Origin of the sequence: Hyphomicrobium sp. CS1BSMeth3 (assembly GCF_900117415.1) — a bacterium.
GTDB lineage: Bacteria > Pseudomonadota > Alphaproteobacteria > Rhizobiales > Hyphomicrobiaceae.
The window spans coordinates 1594373-1613980 of record NZ_FPEI01000006.1 but is presented as its reverse complement, the minus strand read 5'-3'; the positions used below and the strand labels follow the sequence as shown (position 1 = coordinate 1613980).

Sequence of the window (19608 nt, the reverse complement as noted above, 5' to 3'; positions counted from 1 at the left end):
CACCACCGGGGAAAGACCTAGATGCCGCCCGCCCCTGCCTCTCTCGTCGAGGTCGCGCCGACCTTCGACCCCTTTTCGGCCACCTACCGGCAGGGCCGCGCGCAGGTCGTTTGGGCACGCCTCGTCGCGGATCTCGAGACGCCGGTCTCGGCCATGCTCAAGCTTTCCGATGGCCGGCCGCTGAGCTTCCTGCTCGAGTCCGTCGAGGGCGGCGAGGTGCGCGGGCGCTACTCGATCATCGGGCTCGAGCCGGACATCGTCTGGCGCGCCTTTGGCGACCGCGCCGAGATCAACCGCTCGCCGCGCGAGACGCCCGCCACATTCGAAACGGAGAAGGGGCCGACGCTCGCCTCGCTTCGCGCGCTGCTCGAGAGTTCGCGCATCGATACGCCGCCGGAGCTTCCGCCCATGGCTGCGGGTGTTTTCGGCTATGTCGGCTACGACAACGTGCGGCTCGTCGAGCACCTGCCGAACGTCCCGCCCGACCGGCTCGGTGTGCCTGATGCCATTCTGGTCCGCCCGACGGTGATGGTCATCTTCGATGCCGTGAAGGACGAGATGACGCTGGTCACGCCCGTCCGCCCGGAGAAGGGCATCGATCCGGCCAAGGCCTACGAGGCCGCGCGCAAACGCCTCAGCAATGTGATCGCTGGTCTCGACGCGCCGCTCCCGCACCACGCGCTTGCCGGCTTTGATCCCCTCGAGGCACCCGAGCCCGTTTCGAACACGACGCCGGCCGAGTACAGGGCCATGGTCGATCGCTGCAAGGAGTACATCGCCGCTGGCGACGCCTTCCAGATCGTCGTCTCGCAGCGTTTCTCGGCGCCGTTCACGCTACCGCCCTTCGCTCTCTACCGGGCGCTCAGGCGCACGAACCCCTCGCCGTTCCTCTTTCATCTGGATCTCGGCGATTTCGCGCTCGTCGGCTCATCGCCCGAGATCCTCGTGCGTGTGCGCGATGGCCGTGTCACCATCCGTCCGCTCGCCGGCACACGCCCGCGCGGCGCGACGCCGGAAGCAGATGCGGCGCTGGAGCGCGAGCTCGTCAATGATCCCAAGGAGCGCGCCGAGCACCTCATGCTGCTCGATCTCGGCCGCAATGATGTCGGCCGCGTCGCGAAGATCGGCTCGGTCTCGGTCGCGTCGAGCTTCGACGTCGAGCGCTACAGCCAGGTCATGCATCTTTCATCGACCGTGCACGGCGAGCTCGATCCCCGGCACGATGCCATCGACGCGCTGATGGCGGGCTTTCCCGCGGGCACACTTTCGGGCGCACCCAAGGTGCGCGCCATGGAGATCATCGACGAGCTGGAGAAGGAGAAGCGCGGCCCGTACGCGGGCTGCGTCGGCTACTTCGCCGCCGACGGCAACATGGACACATGCATTGTGCTGCGTACGGCGATCGTCAAGGACGGGCGCATGTATGTTCAGGCCGGTGCCGGCGTCGTCGCCGACAGCAATCCCGAGGCCGAGCAGATGGAATGCGTCTACAAAGCCCGTGCGCTCTTCCGCGCCGCCGACGAGGCCGTGCGCTTTGCCGAAGCTGCGCGGCGCGGCAACCGCTGAGCCGCGCCGGACGACCTACGCATCCCCCACGCACGAGGACAAACGCTCCATGCCCGGCCCGCTCGATGGCATTCGTATCGTCGACCTGACCGCTGTCGTCTCCGGCCCCTTCGCGACGCTGCACCTCGCCGACATGGGTGCCGATGTCATCAAGATCGAGCCGCCCGAAGGCGACATCATGCGCAATCCGGGCACGCCGCCGACCAAGGGCATGGGGCCGATCTTCCTCGCCGCCAACCGCAACAAGAAGTCCGTCTGCCTGGACCTCAAGCGCCCCGAGGCCGTCGAGATCGTGAGGCGTCTCGCGGCGAACGCCGATGTCTTCGTGCACAACAACCGCCCACAGGCCATCGAGCGGCTCGGCCTCGGCTATGAGGACATCCGCGCCGCCAATCCCTCGATCGTTTATGCCTACTGCCTCGGCTACAAGCGCTCGGGGCCCTATGGCGCCAAACCCGCCTATGACGATCTCGTGCAGGGCGCGAGCGGCGCGGCCATGCTGACGGCGCGTGCGTCCGGCGGCGAGCCGCGCTTCATGCCGAGCCTCATTGTCGACAAGACCACGGGCCTGCATCTGGCCATGGCCATCCTCGGGGCACTCGTGCATCGCACGCGCACGGGGCAGGGGCAGCTCGTCGAAGTGCCCATGCTGGAGACCATCACGTCCTTCTGGCTCACCGAGCACCTTTACGATGCGACGTACGATCCGCCGCGCGGCCAGATCGGCTATGCGCGCCTCCTGAGCCCGCAGCGCCGTCCCTCGCGCTCCAAGGACGGTTACGTGTGCATGCTCATCGTCACCGACAAGCACTGGAATGCCTTCTGCACGAACCTCGGCCGCGAGGATCTGCGCAGTGATCCCCGCCTTGCGACGGTCGCGGCGCGCGCGAACCACCAGCCCGTCGTCCAGCAGATCGTGAACGATCTTGCGCCGAGCCGCACGACCGCCGAATGGCTCGCCTTCTGTGATGCCCATGACATTCCGGCCATGCCGGTCAATGATCTCGACGGCGTGCTCGAGGATCCCCATCTCAATGCAACGGGCTTCTTCACGATGCGCGAGCACCCGACAGAGGGCACCGTGCGCACGATCGCCAGCCCGCTCGGCTTTTCCGAGACGCCGACGGAATTCCGCCGCCATGCGGGTTTTCTCGGAGCCGATGGGCCGGAAGTGCTGAGCGCGGCCGGCTATGATGAGGCCGAGATTGCCGATCTCGAGGCACGCGGCATTCTCAAGGTCGTGCGCTGAAGGCCGAGAGGCGCTCGACGCTTGCTGCGTTCGCGCTAACCAGTCGGTTTGCTTTCTTTTTGAGTGGTCGCATTGGCGAGGTAAGACCGTCCCTGTGATATTCAATGCATATTGGCACGGGGATCCAATGCAATTATCCGACGCGACATATACAGCAACCCGTCGGGCGCTGCTGGCGCCGGGCTCCGAACAGCTCATCGATCTTGCTTTCAGAATGGCGCTCGGACGCCCGGTCGGCCCGGAGCTTTCAGAGGCCAGGGACGCCGCCGTGGGTCTCGGATGGCTCAAGCCCGAGACGCACACTTTCAAGCCGGAAGGCCGGCTGCTGGCGGACTCGCTCCGCGAGTATCAATTCTGGCAGCAGAGAAACCGCAAACTGCCGCTCGAGGGGCAGATCGCATATCACTCGCAAGCCTACTACAGCGGCAAGTCGGTGACGGAGATCGGCTGCGGCTATGGTTCCAATCTCTACGACATCCGCCGCACCGCGGGCTCGGTCATCGGCGTCGAACCATGCCGCGTCTATCATCAGATGAGCGCGATCCTGGCAGAGCGGGAGGGCGTCGAGCCCTTGAACCTGCGCTGGGGACGGGCCGAGGAAATCCCGCTCGAGTCCAATTCGTGCGATCTCGTTCTGTGCGTCTCGGTGCTCCAATATACGGATGTGCGGGCTGCAATCCGGGAAATGGCACGCATTCTGAGGCCGGGCGGCGAGCTCCAGATCGTCGGTGGGACCCTCGGCGCATTCACGTACGATTGTGCCAAGCCGATGCTCAAAGGATCGTTGAGATCTGCCGTCGGCTACACGCGAACGATTGTCGACACCCTGAGCTATATGGGCGTCGGACGGCGCCTGACCGGAACCATATCCAATCCGAGCACTGGCTTCCCGGTCTATCCGACGGAGGACATCATGAAACGCTGGCTGCGGGGCGCCGGTTTGATCGAGAACCGCCCCCCCGCCCGCGCATGGCCGGAGACGGTATTCAACTATCGCAAGCCGGAGGCCTGAGGCGACATCCGATAAAGCCTCGCGCGCCGAATTCAGCTTGATTGAGGCCGCCGTCTCGTGTCCCGTACTCGCTCGATGCGAAGAGGGAATACGTCATGGCGGATCTTGACAGCTTCGTGACAATCGAGCGCGGTCTCGGGCCGGATGGCCGCGTGGCGCTCGTGCGCTTCGACCGCGGCGACAGCATCAATGCGCTCTCGCCGGAGGCCATGCGGCAGCTTCGCGATGCGGCCCGTTCCTTCGAGGATGACATCGAGACGTCGGTCGTCGTGCTCGCGGGGAATACGCGGGCCTTCTCGGCGGGCTTCGATCTCAAGGACAACGAGCGCAAGGCTGTTGCGGAAGACGGGCTCGGCGCGCTGCGGCGCTCGATCTCCATTGGCCCGCGCATGTGTCGCGCGTGGTACGAGATGGAGCAGGTGACCATCGCCGCCATCGAAGGTTTCTGCATTGGTGGCGGTGTGGCGCTCGCCGTTTCGCTCGATTTTCGCGTTTCAGCGCGCGGCGCGCACTTCCGCATTCCCGAGGTCGACCTCGGCCTGAACATGAGCTGGGGCTCGATCCCACGGATGCTGCAACTCATGGGACCGGCGCGCACCAAGCAGGCGGTCATGCTCGCCTCCGAGCGCATTTATGCCGAGCAGGCCTATGAGTGGGGCCTCGTCGAGCATCTGGCCGAGGATGGGAGTGCGCTCACTGCGGCAATGGCGCTCGCTGGACGTCTGGCTGCCGAGCCACCACTTCCCGTGAAGATGACGAAGATGACGGTCAACCGCCTCTCCGGCGCGCTCGATGATCTTGCAAGCCATATGGATCTCGACCAATTCGTGCTGACGACGACGAGCGAGGACAGCAAGGAAGGCATCGCCGCATTTCTCGAGCGGCGGCGCGCGCACTTCCGCGGCCGCTGATCGGGATGGACGCATGTCGAGCGTGATCAAGATCCTCCTCTACGTGATGGGCGCCTATCTGGCGATCGTCGGCATCGCCTATGTGGCGCAGCGCAAATTCACATACTTTCCCAATGCGTCGCGTGTTGCGCCCGCGGATACGGGCCTCGAAGGTTTCCGCGAGGTCGAGCTCCCGACGCCCGATGGCGAGCGCGTTATTGCCTGGTACGCGCCGGCACCCGCCGGCCGCCCGACGATCCTCTATTTCCACGGCAATGGTGGTGGGCTCGCGAACCGCGCCATGCGCTTTGGGCGCTATCAGAATGCCGGTTTCGGCATCTTCGTGATGTCCTATCGCGGCTACAGCGGCAGCACGGGCAGTCCCACCGAAACGCACAACATCGCGGATGCGCGCCTCGCTTATGACTATCTCATCAAGCAGGGCCTCAAGCCGGCGGACATTTTCCTCTATGGCGAGTCGCTCGGCTCGGGCGTCGCCGTGCAGACAGCCGCAGCCGTTCCCGTGGCCGGCGTCATTCTCGATGCGCCCTATACGTCGATCGTCGAGGTTGGTGCCAAGGCCTATCCGATCCTGCCATTGAACTGGCTGATGGTGGATCGCTACGAGAGCGACAAACACATTGCTTCGATCAACGCGCCGCTGCTCATCCTGCACGGGACGCGCGATCAGGTGATCCCGCTCGAGATGGGACAGCGGATGTACGCGCTCGCACGCGAGCCGAAGAAGATCGTCGTCTTTCCCGAGGGCCGCCATATCGACCTCGACAAATATGGAGCCGTCGATGTCGTCCGGGACTGGATCCTCGCGCTCAGGCGCTGAGGCGGCGTGACTTTGCCGCCACGCATCGACAGGATGTGGCAGATCGGCAGCAACCCTCCTGCCGACAGGAGCGTATAAAGCAACGGGCGCCGATCGGGGGAACCAGCCATGAACCAGGCGATCAATCAGCTCGTGCAGTTTCTGCAGCAGGGTATTGCGGCGATCTTCCGCTTCATTCAGCTCGTCTGGACATGGTCGTTTGGCCAGATCGTTCAGATCCTCCAGTCGAACTGGCAAAGCCTGCCGGCTTGGAAGATTGTCGTCCTCGCCCTCGTCATTGTCGCCATCGTGTACGTGCTCTACAAGGCGGTGATATCTCTCTGGAGCGCCGCAGAGAAAGTTCTGCTTGCCTTCGTTGCGCTGTTGGGCGTGCTCATCACCATGCTGCCGTACATCGTCATCGCGGGGCTGATCGCGGCCGGCGGCGGCTGGGTAATCCAGAACGTCAATTTCTGAGATCTGCCGTTGCGACCGATAGGGAGGTCCGTTCGATGCCTGATGGACGACGTGAGCTGCGCCGCCGCGGCGCCGAAGTGCGCAAGGAGCTTGGCCTTCAGCGGACGGACGCTCATGAGGTGCTGCCGAACTTCGATGATTTCATCAGCGAGGTCGCATTCGGCGGAATCTGGGACCGGCCGAACCTCGCCCGCGCCGATCGCATGATCTGCACGCTCGCCGTACTCGGGCTCGGCCCGCATACGGCACAGCTCCGCCAGCACGTGGCGTCGGCACTGGATCTCGGCCTCGCCGCGCGCACCATCCTCGAAGTCTTCATGCAGGCGGGCCTCTACGGCGGCTTCATCACGACGGAGAGCGCGGCCCGCGCCGCACACGAGGTGTTCGCAGCGCGTGGCGTGCGTGTCCCGCCGGAGCCGCCGCGCAATGACAGCAACGAGGCACTCGATCAGAGCGGCAGCGAGGTCATGGCCAAGCTGCACGGCGATCGCGCCGGCCAGGGCTATGCCGCGCCGGACAACAAGGTGACCGGCGCGCTCTACCCGTCTGCAATCCGCTATGGTTATGGCGAGCTCTGGGGCCGGCCGGGCCTCGATCATCGCCAGCGGATGCTCGTTGCGATCGCGGCCTTCACGGCACTGGGCCTCGAAGGTCAGCTCAAGAAGTTCGGCGCCTCGGCCCTCAATATCGGCCTCAAGAAGGAAGAGGTCGTCGAGGCCATCATCCAGACCGGCCCCTACAGCGGATTTCCCCGCGCGCTCAACGGCCTCGCGCTGCTGAGCGACACGCTCAAGTAGCACTCCGCACCCGGATTCCGTGCCCTTCGCGCCACACGTTCGCGGCGACGTGGAAAGCGCGCGCCTCGTCGTTTGGCCGCTGCCTCAAAGATGCTAGAGGGAGCAGGGTTAACGCAGGGAGGGATAATATGTCCGGGAAGCCATTCGCCGCGCTCCTCTTGCGCGCCGCTGCCGTCACGGCCGCGGCCGGTCTCGCAATCACGGCCGCGCCGCTCTGGGCCGCGGAATTCACGTACAACGAGAAGACCAATCAGGACATGGCGCGCCGGCTCGATATGCCGGTCTATCTTGCCGTCCCCGCGAGCGCGCGCCTCACGCTCCCGAAGAGCATCAACACGACCGATCGCCTGGTCGAGTTCAAGCATCCCGATGCCAAGGGCGCGCAGGGTGACGTCGGCCTGCGCCTGATCGTGGCAAAGCGGGCAGGTTTCGGCCAGCGCATGGCCAAGAGCGGTCTCATCCAGACGGGCGACATCATTCTCACCTTCCGGCCCGAGTGGGGTGGCGGTGGCGCCTACCCGAACATCCAGATGGGCGTCAGCCACACCGGCATTGCCTACGTGCAGAACGGTGTCGCGCGCCAGCTCGATATTCCACTGAATGCCGAGTATCTCGGCGGGAACTACGGCGGCAACTTCGACAGCGAGCACTATCGCACGCTCAAGTACATCCACATCATCCGCCCGCGCGGTCTGACGGATGCGCAACGTGCCGCGATCCTGGCCTGGGCGACGCGCATCAACCAGCAGGCGCGGAAGATCTATCCGACGCAGATCAGCTTCAACGACGATTACAACGCGCCGAAGTATCGTTCGGGCCGCCCGCTCGACTTCGTGCAACACCTGGCGCGCCTCGGTCTCGGGCAGAACCCGTCCGGGCAGACGAGCATGTTCTGCTCGGAGTTCGTGTGGTCGGTGCTCGCGCTCAGGAACTGCGATCCCGCCAAGACGGGCGACAGCTTCAAGACGAGCCGTATCCCGTCCTGCGTCTCGCCGATCATGGAGCCGCTGCCTGCGACGGGCACCTACATGTCGACCCGCACGAGCAGGGCCAAGATCGGCCTCGGCGAGGGGCCGCTGATGGTCATCGACGCGCTGAAGCTGCCGGCCGAGAAGCGCGATGCGCTCGTGGACTCGATCTTTGTCGAGGATCCGAAGGCCACGGCACGGATGTCGTCCGGTCATCAGACGATCGCCAAGACCATGGCGCCGCGCTTCATGCCGCTGAAGGACTACTACAGGAACGCGGCGGCGGGCGGATGGCGGCGCGCACAAACATTGGTCGCCAGCGCGGCCTTCAGGTCGGCGGTGCCGGACAACTACTCGCCGACCTCCTACCTCATCAACACCATGCTGCCGCGGACCAACCGCAATCGGACCATGGACTACGTGGCAACGGTGATGTTCGAGTGATGGTTCTGCGCAGGCGATCGCTGTCGTGATCGCCCGCGATGCCTCATACCTTGACTGGATATCTGCACATGCCGGCTCGCTTTCAGGTGGACCGTCGCACGCTCATGTTTGGCGCCGCTGCGGCGGTAGCAGCACCCGTCGTGGGCCTGCGCGCCGGCGACAGCAGCGCGATCCCGATCGGCGACATGCACGCCCACCTCTTCTTCTCGATCAGCCGCCAGCCGGCGTCCGTGCGTCCGCTCGGCAAGCTCATGGGCGAGGGCAATGCCTCGCTCGTGTCGTGGTCGATCGTTGGTGACCAGCCCTGGATCCGGCCGACGGCACAGGGCCTGCGCCAGCACGGTGCGCCAAAGTCGGGAGCCGCTACGAAGTGGTTCACGGAAGAGCTTGCGCGCGCCCGCAAGCACGCCGAGCAACAGAAGATCAAGATCGCGAGGACGCCGGCCGATCTGGATCTGGCGCTCAAGGGCGAGCCGCACGTCGTTCTCTCCATCGAGGGCGCGAGCTTCCTCGATGACGGTATCGACGGGCTCAAGGCCGCCTACGACGCCGGTGTCCGGCACATTCAGCTCGTGCATTTCGTGCGCAACACGATTGGCGACTTCCAGACCGAAGCGCCGAAGCACGGCGGGCTTACGGATTTCGGCCGCAAGGTCGTCGAGGAGTGCAATCGGCTCGGCATTCTCGTCGATCTCGCCCACTGCACGCGTGCGGCCGTCGATCATGCGCTCGCCGTTGCCAAGGTGCCGCTCGTGTGGTCGCACAGCTCCGTGGCCAGAGGCGCGAGCGCCGGCAAGGCGCGCTCCATGTGGCAGATGCGCCAGCTCGATATGGACCAGGCCAAGCAGATCGCGGCCAAGGGCGGCGTGGTCGGGCTCTGGGCGCTGCGCTCGGACGTCGGCGCGACGGTCGAATCCTATGGCGACCGCATCATCGAGATGGCCGGCTGGCTCGGCGATGATCACGTCGCCTTCGGGACGGACATGAACTCGCTCGGAAATGCGCCCGTGTCGAGCTACGGCGATCTGCGCCGCGTCGTGCGCCATCTCGAGCGCAAGCTCTCGGCCGAGCGCGTGCGCAAGATTGCAATCGGCAATTACGCTCGCGTTCTGCGCCAGGCCATGGAAGCCGCAAAGGCCTGAAGACGCGCTTCGGCAGAGTGCGGATCACGCAGGGCTGATCGCGCATTGGCCCGCGTAGCTTGACCATTGGGACCTCCCCCTTGCTATGTTCAGGGCTGGCGACGCCGGCTGCCGATTTTTCGCGCGAGCCAGGCTCGAGCATCAAAGGGGAAACGCGATCATGAGCACTGCGCCGATCGACGTCTATTTCTGGCCCACACCCAACGGCATCAAGATCACGATCATGCTGGAGGAGTGCGGGCTCGCCTACAAGCTCATCCCGGTCAACATCGGCAAGGGCGAGCAGTTCAAGCCTGATTTCCTGAAGATCGCGCCGAACAACCGGATGCCCGCGATCGTCGATCCCGATGGACCCGGCGGAAAGCCCATCTCGGTCTTCGAGTCCGGCGCAATTCTGCAGTATCTCGGCCGCAAGACCGGAAAGTTCTATCCCGCGGACGAGCGCAAGCGCGTTGCCGTCGACGAGTGGGTCTTCTGGCAGATGGCCGGTCTCGGGCCCATGGCTGGGCAGGCCAATCATTTCCGCAATTACGCGCCCGAGAAGGTGCCCTACGGCATCAATCGCTATACCGACGAGGTGAACCGCCTCTATGGTGTGCTCAACAAGCAGCTCGAGGGTCGCGACTACATCTGCGGTGAGTACACGATCGCCGACATGATGAGCTTTCCCTGGGTGCGCCGCTACGAGACCCAGGGCCAGGACATCGCGGAGTTTCCGAACATCGCGAAGTGGCTCGATCGCATGAATGCACGGCCGGCGGTGGCGCGGGGTGTCGCGGCGGGCGCGGATCTGAGGTCGCCGACCTACAGCCTCGGCCAGGACAAGGAAGCGCAGAAAATTCTCTTCGGCCAGCGTGCGCGCAAGTAGGCGCGCACAACGACAACACGAAACTGGGAGAAACGAGCAAGGTGGAAAAAATCCATATCGAGTTCACGCTGTTCTCGGCATTCTATTCGCCGCTGATCTCGACGATGTCGGGCGGCTTCCTCAAGGAGGAAGGCCTCGATGCCTCGTGGTCCGTTGCGCCACCGGGCGTGTCGGCGATCAAGTCGCTCGAGGAAGGCAAGGCTCAGGTCATCCAGACCGCGCCGAGCCAGGCCTTCACATCGCTCGCCAAGGGCGAGACGCCCGTCGCCGTCCATTTCGCGCAGATCAACGAGATGGACGGTTTCTTCATCACCGCGCGCGAGCCCGATCCGAGCTTCAACTGGAAGAAGCTCGAAGGCGCTGAGGTCGTGCTGTTCGGGAGCGGCCAGCCGCTCGCTATGTTCAAGTATGCCTGCCACAAGGCCGGCATCGACTTCGCCAAGGTGAAGGCGATCACGCCGGGCGGCGCGGGCGACATGGACAAGGCCTTCCGTGCTGGCCAGGGCCGTTACATTCAGCAGCAGGGGCCGTTCCCGCAGCAGCTCGAAGCGGACGGCGTCGGCCACATCGTCGCCGAGGTTGGGCCCAAGATCGGCCCGGTCGCCTTCTCGAGTCTTGCCGCGACGCGCGCGTGGCTCGCGACGGACACGGCCAAGGCATTCACGCGTGCCTATGCCAAAACGCGGAAGTACATGCTGGCGACGCCGGCCGCCGAGATCGCACGCGCGGAGAAGCCCTTCTTCCCGAAGATCGACGAGGACGTGCTCGCGCGCTGCATCGCCTCCTATCAGAAGCTCGGTTGCTGGACGCCGCACGTGGAGATCACGCGGCCGGCTTTCGAGGTGGCGCTCGACGTGTTCGAGCACTTCGGTACGCTCAAGGAGCGCTACCGTTACGAGCAGGTGTGCGCCGCGCCGCCGGCAACGACCTGATTTGGCCAAGCATTAGGAGAACGGACCATGGCGACAGAGATCGAAGCCATCGAGAAGGTAATCTGGACCTATCTCGACGGCCTCCATGAGGGCGACACGGCAAAGCTCGGCAAGGCCTTCCATGAGGGCAGCCACCTCTACTCCATGCACGAGGGCGGTGTTTCCGACCTGCCGCGCGAGAAGTGGCTCGAGATGGTCAAGAGCCGGCCTTCGGCGCAGTCGAAGGGCTTGAAGCGCACGGACCGCATTGTCTCGATCGACATGTCCGGCCCCGAGACGGCCTTCGTGAAGCTCGAGTGCTCCATCCACCCGCGCTACTTCACCGACTATCTCTCGCTGCTGAAGCTCAACGGCGGCTGGCGCATCGTCTCGAAGACCTTCCGCACGGACGTGCGCGAGTAGGACTTATCGTGCAGCGGGGCCGGCCGTCGTACCTCGCTGCACGATCCCGCCCCGGCCATGGCCCGGCGCGCCCCTAAATCAACCCCCCTGAAGCTAAGTACCCGACATTGCTGCAGCCTTTCCGGCGCGCGGGCAACGTTGACGCATTAACCCTGCGTCAACCGGCTTCGCTTGCGGCCCGTGAATTGGCCCGGGTTTTGCGAGAAAAGCATGGTAACCGAACGTGAATTGTACGGATGGCCGACTTGCCTGTAGCTCAGCTACAACACTGGATCGGCCGATTCGCGGGGATATGACCGTATGTGCGGCATCGTTGGAATTCTGGGCGAGAAGCCCGTTGCAAATGAGCTGGTCGACGCGCTGCGCCGGCTCGAATATCGCGGGTATGACTCCGCTGGCGTCGCGACCGTCGAGAACGGCCACCTGGATCGCCGGCGGGCCGAGGGCAAGCTGCGCAACCTCGCCGAGCGCCTGTCGCGCCAGCCGCTGAAGGGCCGCGCCGGCATCGGCCACACGCGCTGGGCAACGCACGGCGCGCCGAACGAGCAGAACGCCCATCCGCACATGACCGACAAGGTCTCGGTCGTGCACAACGGCATCATCGAGAACTTCCGCGAGATCAAGGAGACGCTCGCCCGCGAGGGCGTGACCTTCAGCTCCGAGACGGACACCGAGGTCGTCGCACACCTCATCACGGCGGAGATGCGCCGCGGCGCCGATCCGGTCACGGCAACGGGCAAGGCGCTGGGGCAGCTCAAGGGTGCCTTTGCGCTCGCCATCATCTTTGCGGGCTACGACGACCTCATGATCGGGGCGCGTGAAGGCAGCCCGCTCGCGGTCGGCCATGGCGAAGGCGAGATGTACCTCGGCTCGGACGCCATCGCGCTCGCGCCTTTCACCGATCGGATCACGTATCTCGAAGAAGGCGACTGGGTCATTCTTCACCGCGGCGGCGCCGAGTTCCGCGATCGCAATGGCCGCAAGGTCGAGCGCAAGTCCATCACCTCGTCGGCCTCGGGCTTCCTCGTCGACAAGGGCAACCACAAGCACTTCATGCTCAAGGAGATCCATGAGCAGCCCGAAGTGATCTCCCACACGCTGACGAACTACATCGATCTCGTCGCCGGCAAAGTCGCATTCCCCGATCTCGGCATCGATCTCGCCCAGGTCCCGCGCGTGACGATCTCGGCCTGCGGCACGGCCTATCTCGCCGGCCTCGTCGCGAAGTACTGGCTCGAGCGTTACGCCCGCGTGCCCGTCGAGATCGATGTGGCCTCGGAGATGCGCTACCGCGAGGCGCCGATGCCCGCAGGCGGCGTCGCGCTCTTCATTTCGCAGTCGGGCGAGACGGCGGATACGCTCGCGACGCTGCGCTACTGCAAGGCGCAGGGCCAGCGCATTCTCTCCGTGGTCAACGTCCGCACGTCGACCATTGCGCGCGAGAGCCATGCCGTGCTGCCGACGCTCGCCGGCCCCGAGATTGGCGTTGCCTCGACCAAGGCCTTTACCTGCCAGCTCGCCACACTCGCCTGCTTCGCGCTCGCGATCGGCCGCGCCAAGGGAACGATCACGCCGGAGAAGGAGCGTGAGCTCATCCAGGCATTGACCGAGGTGCCACGCCACATGGTCGGCCTGCTGCGCGAGGAGCAGCCGTACGAGGACCTCGCGCACTGGCTTTCGAAGGCGCGTGACGTCCTCTACCTCGGCCGCGGCACGGCCTTCCCAATTGCCATGGAAGGCGCGCTCAAGCTCAAGGAGATCTCCTACATCCACGCCGAGGGCTATGCCGCCGGCGAGATGAAGCACGGGCCGATCGCGCTCATCGACGAGAATGTGCCGGTCGTCGTCGTGGCGCCGGACGATGATCTGTTCGAGAAGACCGTCTCGAATATGCAGGAGGTGGCGGCGCGCGGCGGCCAGATCGTGCTGGTGTCGGACGCGAGCTCGGAGAAGGTCGGCTGCCGTGTTGCAACGCACCTGAGCGTGCCCAGCGTCCATCCTTTCGTTACGCCGCTGGTCTATGCGCTCCCTATGCAACTCATCGCCTATCACACGGCGACGTTCATGGGCACGGACGTGGACCAGCCGCGCAATCTCGCCAAGTCTGTGACAGTGGAATAGTCTCGGACTACGGGGAAAAGCCGCGTCATACATTTGCCGGGCCGGGGGGATTTTGATTTAACAGATCAAAAGGTGCGTGAATCGGACCTACGCGATCATCGGACCTAGAGGAGGTCCCGGGGGAGAAGTGATGAGCCTGCGCCCGAGCCTGCAAAGGATCGCGCTGTCGCTGGCAGTAGCATTGCCGTGCACCGTCGGGGGGATCGATGGTGCCGAAGCGCAGCGCGCGGCGCCGAAGGCGGCCGCAGCCAAGGGCGCGCCGGTCAGCAACGACACCGATCGCGTGCTCGATGGTGCAGCGAAGGCGCTTGATTCCGGCAATGCCGATGCCGCAATGACGGCGCTCGATGGCGTTCTCGCAGGCGGTGGTCTCTCGAACACGCACATGGCGCGCGCGCTCTATCTGCGCGGCCTTGCCCATCGCAAGAAGGGCCGTCCGGCTCAGGCCATCGCGGATCTCACGAACGCCGTCTGGCTGAAGGACGGACTGAACGAGAAGGACCGCGCGGCGGCGCTCAATGCGCGCAGTGAAGTCTCGCGTCAGGTCGGCGTCGCCGCTCCGGCAGCGAACGATGGCAGCCCGGCTGAGCAGCGGCCGGCGAGCGCGCCTGTAGCGAGCTCTGCGCCACCTGAGACGGCAGTGCGGACACGCTCCGCATCAGCCCCACGCACCATGGGGGACAATCTGTCGGAGGCAGGCTTCACGCGAAGCTTCAAGCCGGTCGCGCCTGCCGCCGAGCCCGCACCCGCGCCGACGCCAGTCGCGCGCGCGCCCGAGGCGGCACCCGCGTCGGGTCCTGCGACCTCGAGCTGGCAGAGCACGACCACTGTCGACGCCAAGGAGCGTCCGCGTCCGGCAGAACCGCCGCGCCAGCAGGTAAGCGCGGCACCATCCGCTCCGCAGCAATCGGGCAGCGCGCCCGCCAAGCAGACGTCCTCGGGCGGCGGCATCGGCTCATTCTTCTCCGGGCTTTTCACCGGGATGCCCTCAGCGTCGTCTGCGCCGTCCGGTGACGGCGGTGGCAATTCCCAATGGCGCCCCCGTCCTCAGCGGTGGGAGACAACGGAAAAGCCGGCAGTGACGAAAGCCGGCAAGGATACCTCACCGATCACGACGAGCGCCGTGACAAGCGGCGACTTCCTTCTCCTGATTGCGACTGTCCGCAGCCGCAAGGAGGCTGATGCGGTGGCCGCCCGCGTGCGCAAGGATCATCCGGGTGCCGTCGGCAACCGGCGGCTCGAGGTCGATGAGACCGCCTTCGGCGGCATGGGCACGTTCTACCGCGTGCGCCTGGGGCCGTATGCGGACACGAAGGAGCCGAAGGCGCTCTGCGACCAGCTTCGGCCCAAGGGCTACGACTGCCTCGTCCTGACGAACTGAGGCACGCCCTCCAGCAAAATTAGGTGCAAGTCTCGCGGCGCGCTCTTTTGTGAGAGTGCTTAGCCCTACCGCTGCAGGCGCGCGGCCTGCGGGCAGAGGTCGAATGCGCGGATGAGCGCGGCCTCGCGGTTCGGGAAAGCATCGCCGATGCGCGTTCCGCCGAGGGCGTGCGTCTCGATGAAGCTCTGGGCAAGCTCCTCCTCCTGCCCGTCGAGGACCTGGAGCGCCGTCAGATGCAGCTCCTCGCCGACGATGGTCTGGATGAGCACATTGCGACTGCCGCCATAGCTCGCGGTCCACACTTTGCAGGCGCGCGGACGCTCGGCCTGCGACGGTGCCTGTACCAGAGGACGAGGCTGCGCCGCTGGTGGGGCAACTTGCAGTCTGGCTTGCTGCGCAGGCGCCGCGGCCGCGGTGCGGACATTCGAGGCGCGTGTCGGCTCGTCATCATCATTCACGACGAGAATTTCATCGGCGGGCATACCGCGCCCGCTCGGCAGGGCGCGCGCCCTCTGAGATGTCTGGGCAGGCGCCGCCGCCGCGCGGCTCGCCGGGGACTGGCGCGCCGTCGGGCCGCGGTCGTTCGCCGCGATCTGCATGTCGGAGGCGCCGTCGCAGAACTGCTCATGGAAGCGCGCGGCAACCGAGGCAATGGTGCCGGCGTACTTGCGATCGACGGCCCAGCGGCCCGCGAGATCGCGCCATGTCACCGGCCGGCCGAGTGCACGCGAAAGCTCGACGACCTTCTGCTGGACGTCGCGCGTGCGCCGCGCGACGGGGTTCTCGACGATCTCGCCCGAGTAGGCGACGAGATGCTGGACCTGGGCGAGCACGCCCGTCGACACATCGGGATAGCGATCGCCGGGCACGCCGCCGCCGGTGGCGCCGATGCCGGCGAAATTGTTCTGGCTCGGCTTGACGTCGCCCCACTTGCCGCCTGGCGCGCGGTACGTGAGGAAGTTCGTCTCGATCAGCATTTGATAGAAGGCATAGTCCCAACGCACGCGGTAGCGGTCGCCGTGGGCTTTGTAGTAGCGGGCGATCGTCCTGAACTGGGGTGCCAGCCTCTGGTTGCGCCGCTCGAGGTATTGCATCAGCCGCTCGGGCGTCACGCACGCCGGCACGCGGTTGCGCTCATGCGTGCGGATTTCCGGCAGGGTCTGGGCCTCGGCCTTCGGGCTCGCCGTAGTGGCAAGCGCGGCCGCGAAGCCGATCAGGAAAGCGAGCCGGGCTCGCTGCCCTACCGAGGCGCGTGTGTGCGCACGCATTCTGAAACTATCCCCCGTCTTTCGAAGTGCGGTCCGGGACGGTTGCGCGGCTTCTGACGTCCGCTCCCCCTCCAACCGCTCCCTCGTTTATCTCTCGTCCGCCTCGGCCCCCAGCCCTGGCCTCAGCCTTCCGGGCAGAGCTCGAAGGCTTTCTCCAGAGCCTGAATCTGGCTCGTGAAAGTGCTCTCGATATGACCGCCCTTGGCATAGGCGGCGATGTAGGCGGCGGCCTCGCGCTTCTCGGCACCCTCGTTCACGTCGAGCACCGTGTAGCTCACGCCTTCAGGCGTCGGCGCCTTGATCAGGATGGCCTTGGCGCCGCCGTAGCTTGCGGTCCACACGCGGCACGTCGTCTTGGCAACCGGAGCGACAGGAGCAACCGGCGCGACGGCGGGCGGCGCAGGCGGTGCCGGCGGCGGCTGTGTCATGCTCCGGAGCATGCTCCCGACCGTGGATGCCGCCTGGATGAGCGGGGAGAGCGGCGATGTCGGCTCGCTCTGCTGGGCGCTGGCCGGCGGCGGTTGCGGATTGACGCGGGCTCCGGCGCCGAGCGAGGCCGTCTCGATGGCCGGCGCTGCCGCTGCAGGAGCCTCGCCTTCAGTGGCGAGCGCGCCGAGACCGGCGCCGCCGAGGCTGCTGCGGCGCGTCTCGCCGCGGGCGTGCGCCTCTTCCATGGCGCGCTGGGCAAGCTCGCGGCCCGAGACGGCGGGGCGCGTCGATGAACGCTGCGCGGCCGGCGCGGGCTCTTCGGTCTGGGCTGCTGCCGTGCGTGCCGGTGCTTTATCCTGCTGCGGACGGGCTTCGGCGAGAAGCTCGGGTGCCGGATCCGGCGTATTGCAGAAGTGCTCGGCGAAGATCTCGGCGTGCTTGGCGATCATCGACCCGTAGGCCTTGTTGTTCGCCCACTTCTCCGCGAGATGAGCATAAGTCATGGGGCCTTTGATGCCGTCGCGCCAGGTGTCGAGCACTTTCCACTCGATGACCTTCTGCGTGCGCTCGGCGACCGGCGCATCGATGGCCTCTCCGGTGTACATCAGCACGTGCTGGAGGTGGGCAAGGACGCCCGTCGAGACATCCGGGAAGGCCTCGCCGGATACGCCGCGTCCCGTCGCGCCGAGACCGGCAAAATTGTTCTGTTTCGCCCTGACGTCGCCGCGCCGGCCCTTCTCACGCTCGAAGGTGAGATAGCCGGTCTCGATGACCATCTGGAAAAAGGCGTAGTCCCAGCGCACGCCGAGGGCCTCGCCGTGGCGCATGTACTCGACCGCGATTTTCTGGAGCTCGGGACTGAGCTGCGGATTGCGGTCCTTGATGAACGCCATCAGGCGGCCGGGCGTGACGCACTCCGGCACGACGTTCGATGACGACGTCTTGATAGGAGGAAGGCTCTCTGCGGCAACACCCGTGCCTGGCAGGAGCAAAAGTGTGGCGAGAACGCCAACAGACGCACGAAACGACAACATCTTACACCCAACTCGGCTACGCGACGCAAACCCCCGACACTGCGCCTACGGTTTCCCGTTAAGCTTATTAGGCGCTTAGTATTAATGGAGCGTTACCCCCCGGTTCACGCTGACCACGAGAGCCAAATTGTCCAAGGTTTGCGGCACGAGTTGGGGCAGTACGGGGAGGAAATGTGGCAGCGCACTCCCAGAGTGCGGTCGCCCGCCGGTCAGACGTTGAGCAGAATGATGACGCCGATGACCACGAGGGCAATGCCGAGCCCTTCGCGCGAGGCGAGGCCCTGTTTGAACATGCTGCGCGCGACGAGCTGGGCGAAGAAGATCTCGACGAGCGCCAGCGTGCGAACTTTCGCAGCACTCTCGAGGGCAAAGGCCAGGAACCACATCTGCGAGGCGAAGGCGCCCATGAAGCCGGCGAAGACCGACGGCCGCCAGGCGCGGAAGATGGCCATCAGGCGATCGCGCTCGAAGATGAAGAGATAGGCCGTGAGCACCGCCGTCTGCATGATGAGGCCGATTGCGAGTGTCGTTGTCGCGGCCACGACGAAGTTCGGATGCTCGAGGGCGAGGATGCCGCCGCGATAGCCGATGGCCGAGATGCCGAAGACGGCGCCGGCCGCGAGCCCGAGCAGCGCCGGCTGCCATCCGCCGTCGGCAACGGCCGAAGCCTGATCCTTCGGCCAGGACATGATCAGCACGCCGGCGCACGCAATGAGGATCGCGACGATGAGCGGCACGCTCAGGGCATCGCCGAGGAAGATGAGGCCGAACAGGGCGACGTGCACGGGCTCGATCTTGATGAGCGCCGTCGTCACCACGAAGGACTTCTGCTTGAGGGCTGCGAGCAGCATAGCGGTCGCCGCGATCTGGGCGCCGGCGCCGAGGATCGTCCAGGCCATCATGCGGCTGTTGAGCGCCGGGAAGGAATAGCCCGTCGCAGCGAGCACGCACGCGAGAAAGACGAGCGCGAACGGCAGCCCGAACAGGAACCGCACGTGCGTCGCCCCGACCGTGCCGAGCGTCGCCGTCAGCTCCTTCTGCATGGCATTGCGCAGCGTTTGGCCAAATGCCGCCACCACGGTGAAAACCGCCCACAGCCCGATCGACACGCCAGCCTCGCTTTGCTCTTTTCCGCCCCTGCCCGCTTCAAGGAGGCGCAGCCCTGCCTCTCGCTATGGCGCGGGCGGCCATGCGCGTGCTGCATCAGTCCGGTCAGTGATTGGCTACTCAGCGGGCCGACGGAAGACGAGAATAGCAGCGCTGGCCTGAGGCGCCAGCGGGACGAGATGCAGATCAGACAGATGTGCCGAGCGCGCTCAGCCTTCGAGACGCCAGGACCTGTCGGCCATGCGGCAGGCAATGCCTTCCGTGCGGGCCGAGTGCTTGCCGGCACTGAGGCTCATGGTGATGTGGCGGCAGACGCGCCCCTCGGCATCCTTGAAGGAGACCGTCGGGCTGATGATGCCGGAGAGGCGGCCATTGCGCCGGTGCCAGACGTAGGAGGATCCGTCGCCAAGCTCGCTCAGAGCAAGGTGCAGGGCTTCGAGGGTAGCTACCTCGTCGCCCGTATCGAGCCTCGGGAAGGCATCGGCCGGCATGGCGTCGGCAAACTTGGGCCGCGGCCAGGGCTTCGCGTTCTCGGTCTCGGGGCAGGTGCAGGTCGCCGCGTCGGGCGTCTTGGGCGGCGCTTTGTCCGTCGCGTGAACGAGGGGAGCGGCCAGGAATAGAAAGCTGCCGAGCAGGGCGCTCGACAATAGCCCCAGCGCGAAGGCCAACGGGCCTGGGAATGGACGCATGGTACGGAACTC

The 19608-nt window shown here is 65.7% G+C and carries 18 protein-coding genes; 14 read left to right on the top strand and 4 right to left on the bottom strand.

The annotated features are described in order from the left end of the window. Window positions 1-21 precede the first annotated feature (21 nt). The 14 genes from trpE to CS1BSM3_RS22530 all read left to right on the top strand — a co-directional run bounded on the left by trpE (window position 22) and on the right by CS1BSM3_RS22530 (window position 15069). Window positions 22-1566, top strand: a complete 1545-nt coding sequence (gene trpE, locus CS1BSM3_RS22595; RefSeq protein ID WP_072391242.1) for an anthranilate synthase component I — start codon at window positions 22-24, stop codon at window positions 1564-1566. Beyond that, window positions 1535-2815 carry a CaiB/BaiF CoA transferase family protein gene (locus CS1BSM3_RS22590; protein WP_210188820.1) on the top strand — a complete coding sequence of 427 codons (1281 nt, stop codon included), beginning with the start codon at window positions 1535-1537 and terminating at the stop codon, window positions 2813-2815. Before trpE ends, CS1BSM3_RS22590 begins: the two co-directional genes overlap by 32 nt. 127 nt (window positions 2816-2942) lie before the next feature. Beyond that, a complete protein-coding gene (locus CS1BSM3_RS22585; protein WP_174263753.1) occupies window positions 2943-3827 on the top strand; it encodes a class I SAM-dependent methyltransferase in 885 nt (294 codons plus the stop codon). 95 nt (window positions 3828-3922) lie between these two features. Beyond that, entirely contained in the window at window positions 3923-4738 is an 816-nt protein-coding gene (locus CS1BSM3_RS22580) for an enoyl-CoA hydratase/isomerase family protein (RefSeq protein WP_072391236.1), read from the top strand. 13 nt (window positions 4739-4751) lie between these two features. Next, window positions 4752-5558 carry an alpha/beta hydrolase gene (locus CS1BSM3_RS22575; protein WP_072391233.1) on the top strand — a complete coding sequence of 269 codons (807 nt, stop codon included), beginning with the start codon at window positions 4752-4754 and terminating at the stop codon, window positions 5556-5558. Window positions 5559-5666: 108 nt separating this feature from the next. Continuing rightward, a complete protein-coding gene (locus CS1BSM3_RS22570; protein WP_072391230.1) occupies window positions 5667-6014 on the top strand; it encodes a hypothetical protein in 348 nt (115 codons plus the stop codon). A gap of 35 nt (window positions 6015-6049) precedes the next feature. Continuing rightward, window positions 6050-6811 carry a carboxymuconolactone decarboxylase family protein gene (locus CS1BSM3_RS22565; protein WP_072391227.1) on the top strand — a complete coding sequence of 254 codons (762 nt, stop codon included), beginning with the start codon at window positions 6050-6052 and terminating at the stop codon, window positions 6809-6811. A 128-nt stretch (window positions 6812-6939) separates the two neighbouring features. Then, a complete protein-coding gene (locus tag CS1BSM3_RS22560) occupies window positions 6940-8223 on the top strand; it encodes a hypothetical protein (protein WP_072391224.1) in 1284 nt (427 codons plus the stop codon). Between the two features lie 68 nt (window positions 8224-8291). Then, window positions 8292-9365: a dipeptidase gene (locus CS1BSM3_RS22555; RefSeq protein WP_072391221.1), complete on the top strand. Its 1074-nt coding sequence runs from the start codon at window positions 8292-8294 to the stop codon at window positions 9363-9365. 160 nt (window positions 9366-9525) lie between these two features. Beyond that, entirely contained in the window at window positions 9526-10233 is a 708-nt protein-coding gene (locus tag CS1BSM3_RS22550; protein WP_072391218.1) for a glutathione binding-like protein, read from the top strand. 41 nt (window positions 10234-10274) lie between these two features. Beyond that, window positions 10275-11165: an ABC transporter substrate-binding protein gene (locus CS1BSM3_RS22545; protein WP_072391215.1), complete on the top strand. Its 891-nt coding sequence runs from the start codon at window positions 10275-10277 to the stop codon at window positions 11163-11165. A 27-nt stretch (window positions 11166-11192) separates the two neighbouring features. Beyond that, window positions 11193-11567 carry a nuclear transport factor 2 family protein gene (locus tag CS1BSM3_RS22540; RefSeq protein ID WP_072391213.1) on the top strand — a complete coding sequence of 125 codons (375 nt, stop codon included), beginning with the start codon at window positions 11193-11195 and terminating at the stop codon, window positions 11565-11567. Window positions 11568-11867: 300 nt separating this feature from the next. Beyond that, complete coding sequence (glmS, locus tag CS1BSM3_RS22535; RefSeq protein ID WP_072391210.1) at window positions 11868-13688, top strand: glutamine--fructose-6-phosphate transaminase (isomerizing); 1821 nt, start codon at window positions 11868-11870, stop codon at window positions 13686-13688. 130 nt (window positions 13689-13818) lie between these two features. Further along, complete coding sequence (locus CS1BSM3_RS22530; RefSeq protein WP_072391207.1) at window positions 13819-15069, top strand: SPOR domain-containing protein; 1251 nt, start codon at window positions 13819-13821, stop codon at window positions 15067-15069. A gap of 65 nt (window positions 15070-15134) precedes the next feature. On the opposite strand, the gene CS1BSM3_RS22525 is transcribed toward CS1BSM3_RS22530, so the two are convergent. The 4 genes from CS1BSM3_RS22525 to CS1BSM3_RS22510 form a co-directional block, all read right to left on the bottom strand. Then, complete coding sequence (locus CS1BSM3_RS22525; RefSeq protein ID WP_072391205.1) at window positions 15135-16337, bottom strand: glucosaminidase domain-containing protein; 1203 nt, start codon at window positions 16335-16337, stop codon at window positions 15135-15137. A gap of 122 nt (window positions 16338-16459) precedes the next feature. Beyond that, window positions 16460-17800 (bottom strand): glucosaminidase domain-containing protein, encoded by a 1341-nt coding sequence (locus tag CS1BSM3_RS22520; RefSeq protein ID WP_083528817.1) that lies wholly within the window; start codon window positions 17798-17800, stop codon window positions 16460-16462. Window positions 17801-18009: 209 nt separating this feature from the next. After that, entirely contained in the window at window positions 18010-18909 is a 900-nt protein-coding gene (locus CS1BSM3_RS22515) for a DMT family transporter (protein ID WP_072391202.1), read from the bottom strand. 207 nt (window positions 18910-19116) lie between these two features. Then, a complete protein-coding gene (locus tag CS1BSM3_RS22510; RefSeq protein WP_072391199.1) occupies window positions 19117-19596 on the bottom strand; it encodes a hypothetical protein in 480 nt (159 codons plus the stop codon). Window positions 19597-19608: the final 12 nt, after the last annotated feature.

Coding starts and splice junctions, on each gene's coding strand:
- CS1BSM3_RS22560 (WP_072391224.1), top strand. CDS start 6,940: ATGTCCGGGAAGCCATTCGCCGCGCTCCTCTTGCGCGCCGCTGCCGTC.
- CS1BSM3_RS22510 (WP_072391199.1), bottom strand. CDS start 19,596: ATGCGTCCATTCCCAGGCCCGTTGGCCTTCGCGCTGGGGCTATTGTCG.
- trpE (WP_072391242.1), top strand. CDS start 22: ATGCCGCCCGCCCCTGCCTCTCTCGTCGAGGTCGCGCCGACCTTCGAC.
- CS1BSM3_RS22555 (WP_072391221.1), top strand. CDS start 8,292: ATGCCGGCTCGCTTTCAGGTGGACCGTCGCACGCTCATGTTTGGCGCC.
- glmS (WP_072391210.1), top strand. CDS start 11,868: ATGTGCGGCATCGTTGGAATTCTGGGCGAGAAGCCCGTTGCAAATGAG.
- CS1BSM3_RS22525 (WP_072391205.1), bottom strand. CDS start 16,337: ATGCGTGCGCACACACGCGCCTCGGTAGGGCAGCGAGCCCGGCTCGCT.
- CS1BSM3_RS22570 (WP_072391230.1), top strand. CDS start 5,667: ATGAACCAGGCGATCAATCAGCTCGTGCAGTTTCTGCAGCAGGGTATT.
- CS1BSM3_RS22585 (WP_174263753.1), top strand. CDS start 2,943: ATGCAATTATCCGACGCGACATATACAGCAACCCGTCGGGCGCTGCTG.
- CS1BSM3_RS22565 (WP_072391227.1), top strand. CDS start 6,050: ATGCCTGATGGACGACGTGAGCTGCGCCGCCGCGGCGCCGAAGTGCGC.
- CS1BSM3_RS22520 (WP_083528817.1), bottom strand. CDS start 17,800: ATGTTGTCGTTTCGTGCGTCTGTTGGCGTTCTCGCCACACTTTTGCTC.
- CS1BSM3_RS22550 (WP_072391218.1), top strand. CDS start 9,526: ATGAGCACTGCGCCGATCGACGTCTATTTCTGGCCCACACCCAACGGC.
- CS1BSM3_RS22530 (WP_072391207.1), top strand. CDS start 13,819: ATGAGCCTGCGCCCGAGCCTGCAAAGGATCGCGCTGTCGCTGGCAGTA.
- CS1BSM3_RS22540 (WP_072391213.1), top strand. CDS start 11,193: ATGGCGACAGAGATCGAAGCCATCGAGAAGGTAATCTGGACCTATCTC.
- CS1BSM3_RS22580 (WP_072391236.1), top strand. CDS start 3,923: ATGGCGGATCTTGACAGCTTCGTGACAATCGAGCGCGGTCTCGGGCCG.
- CS1BSM3_RS22575 (WP_072391233.1), top strand. CDS start 4,752: ATGTCGAGCGTGATCAAGATCCTCCTCTACGTGATGGGCGCCTATCTG.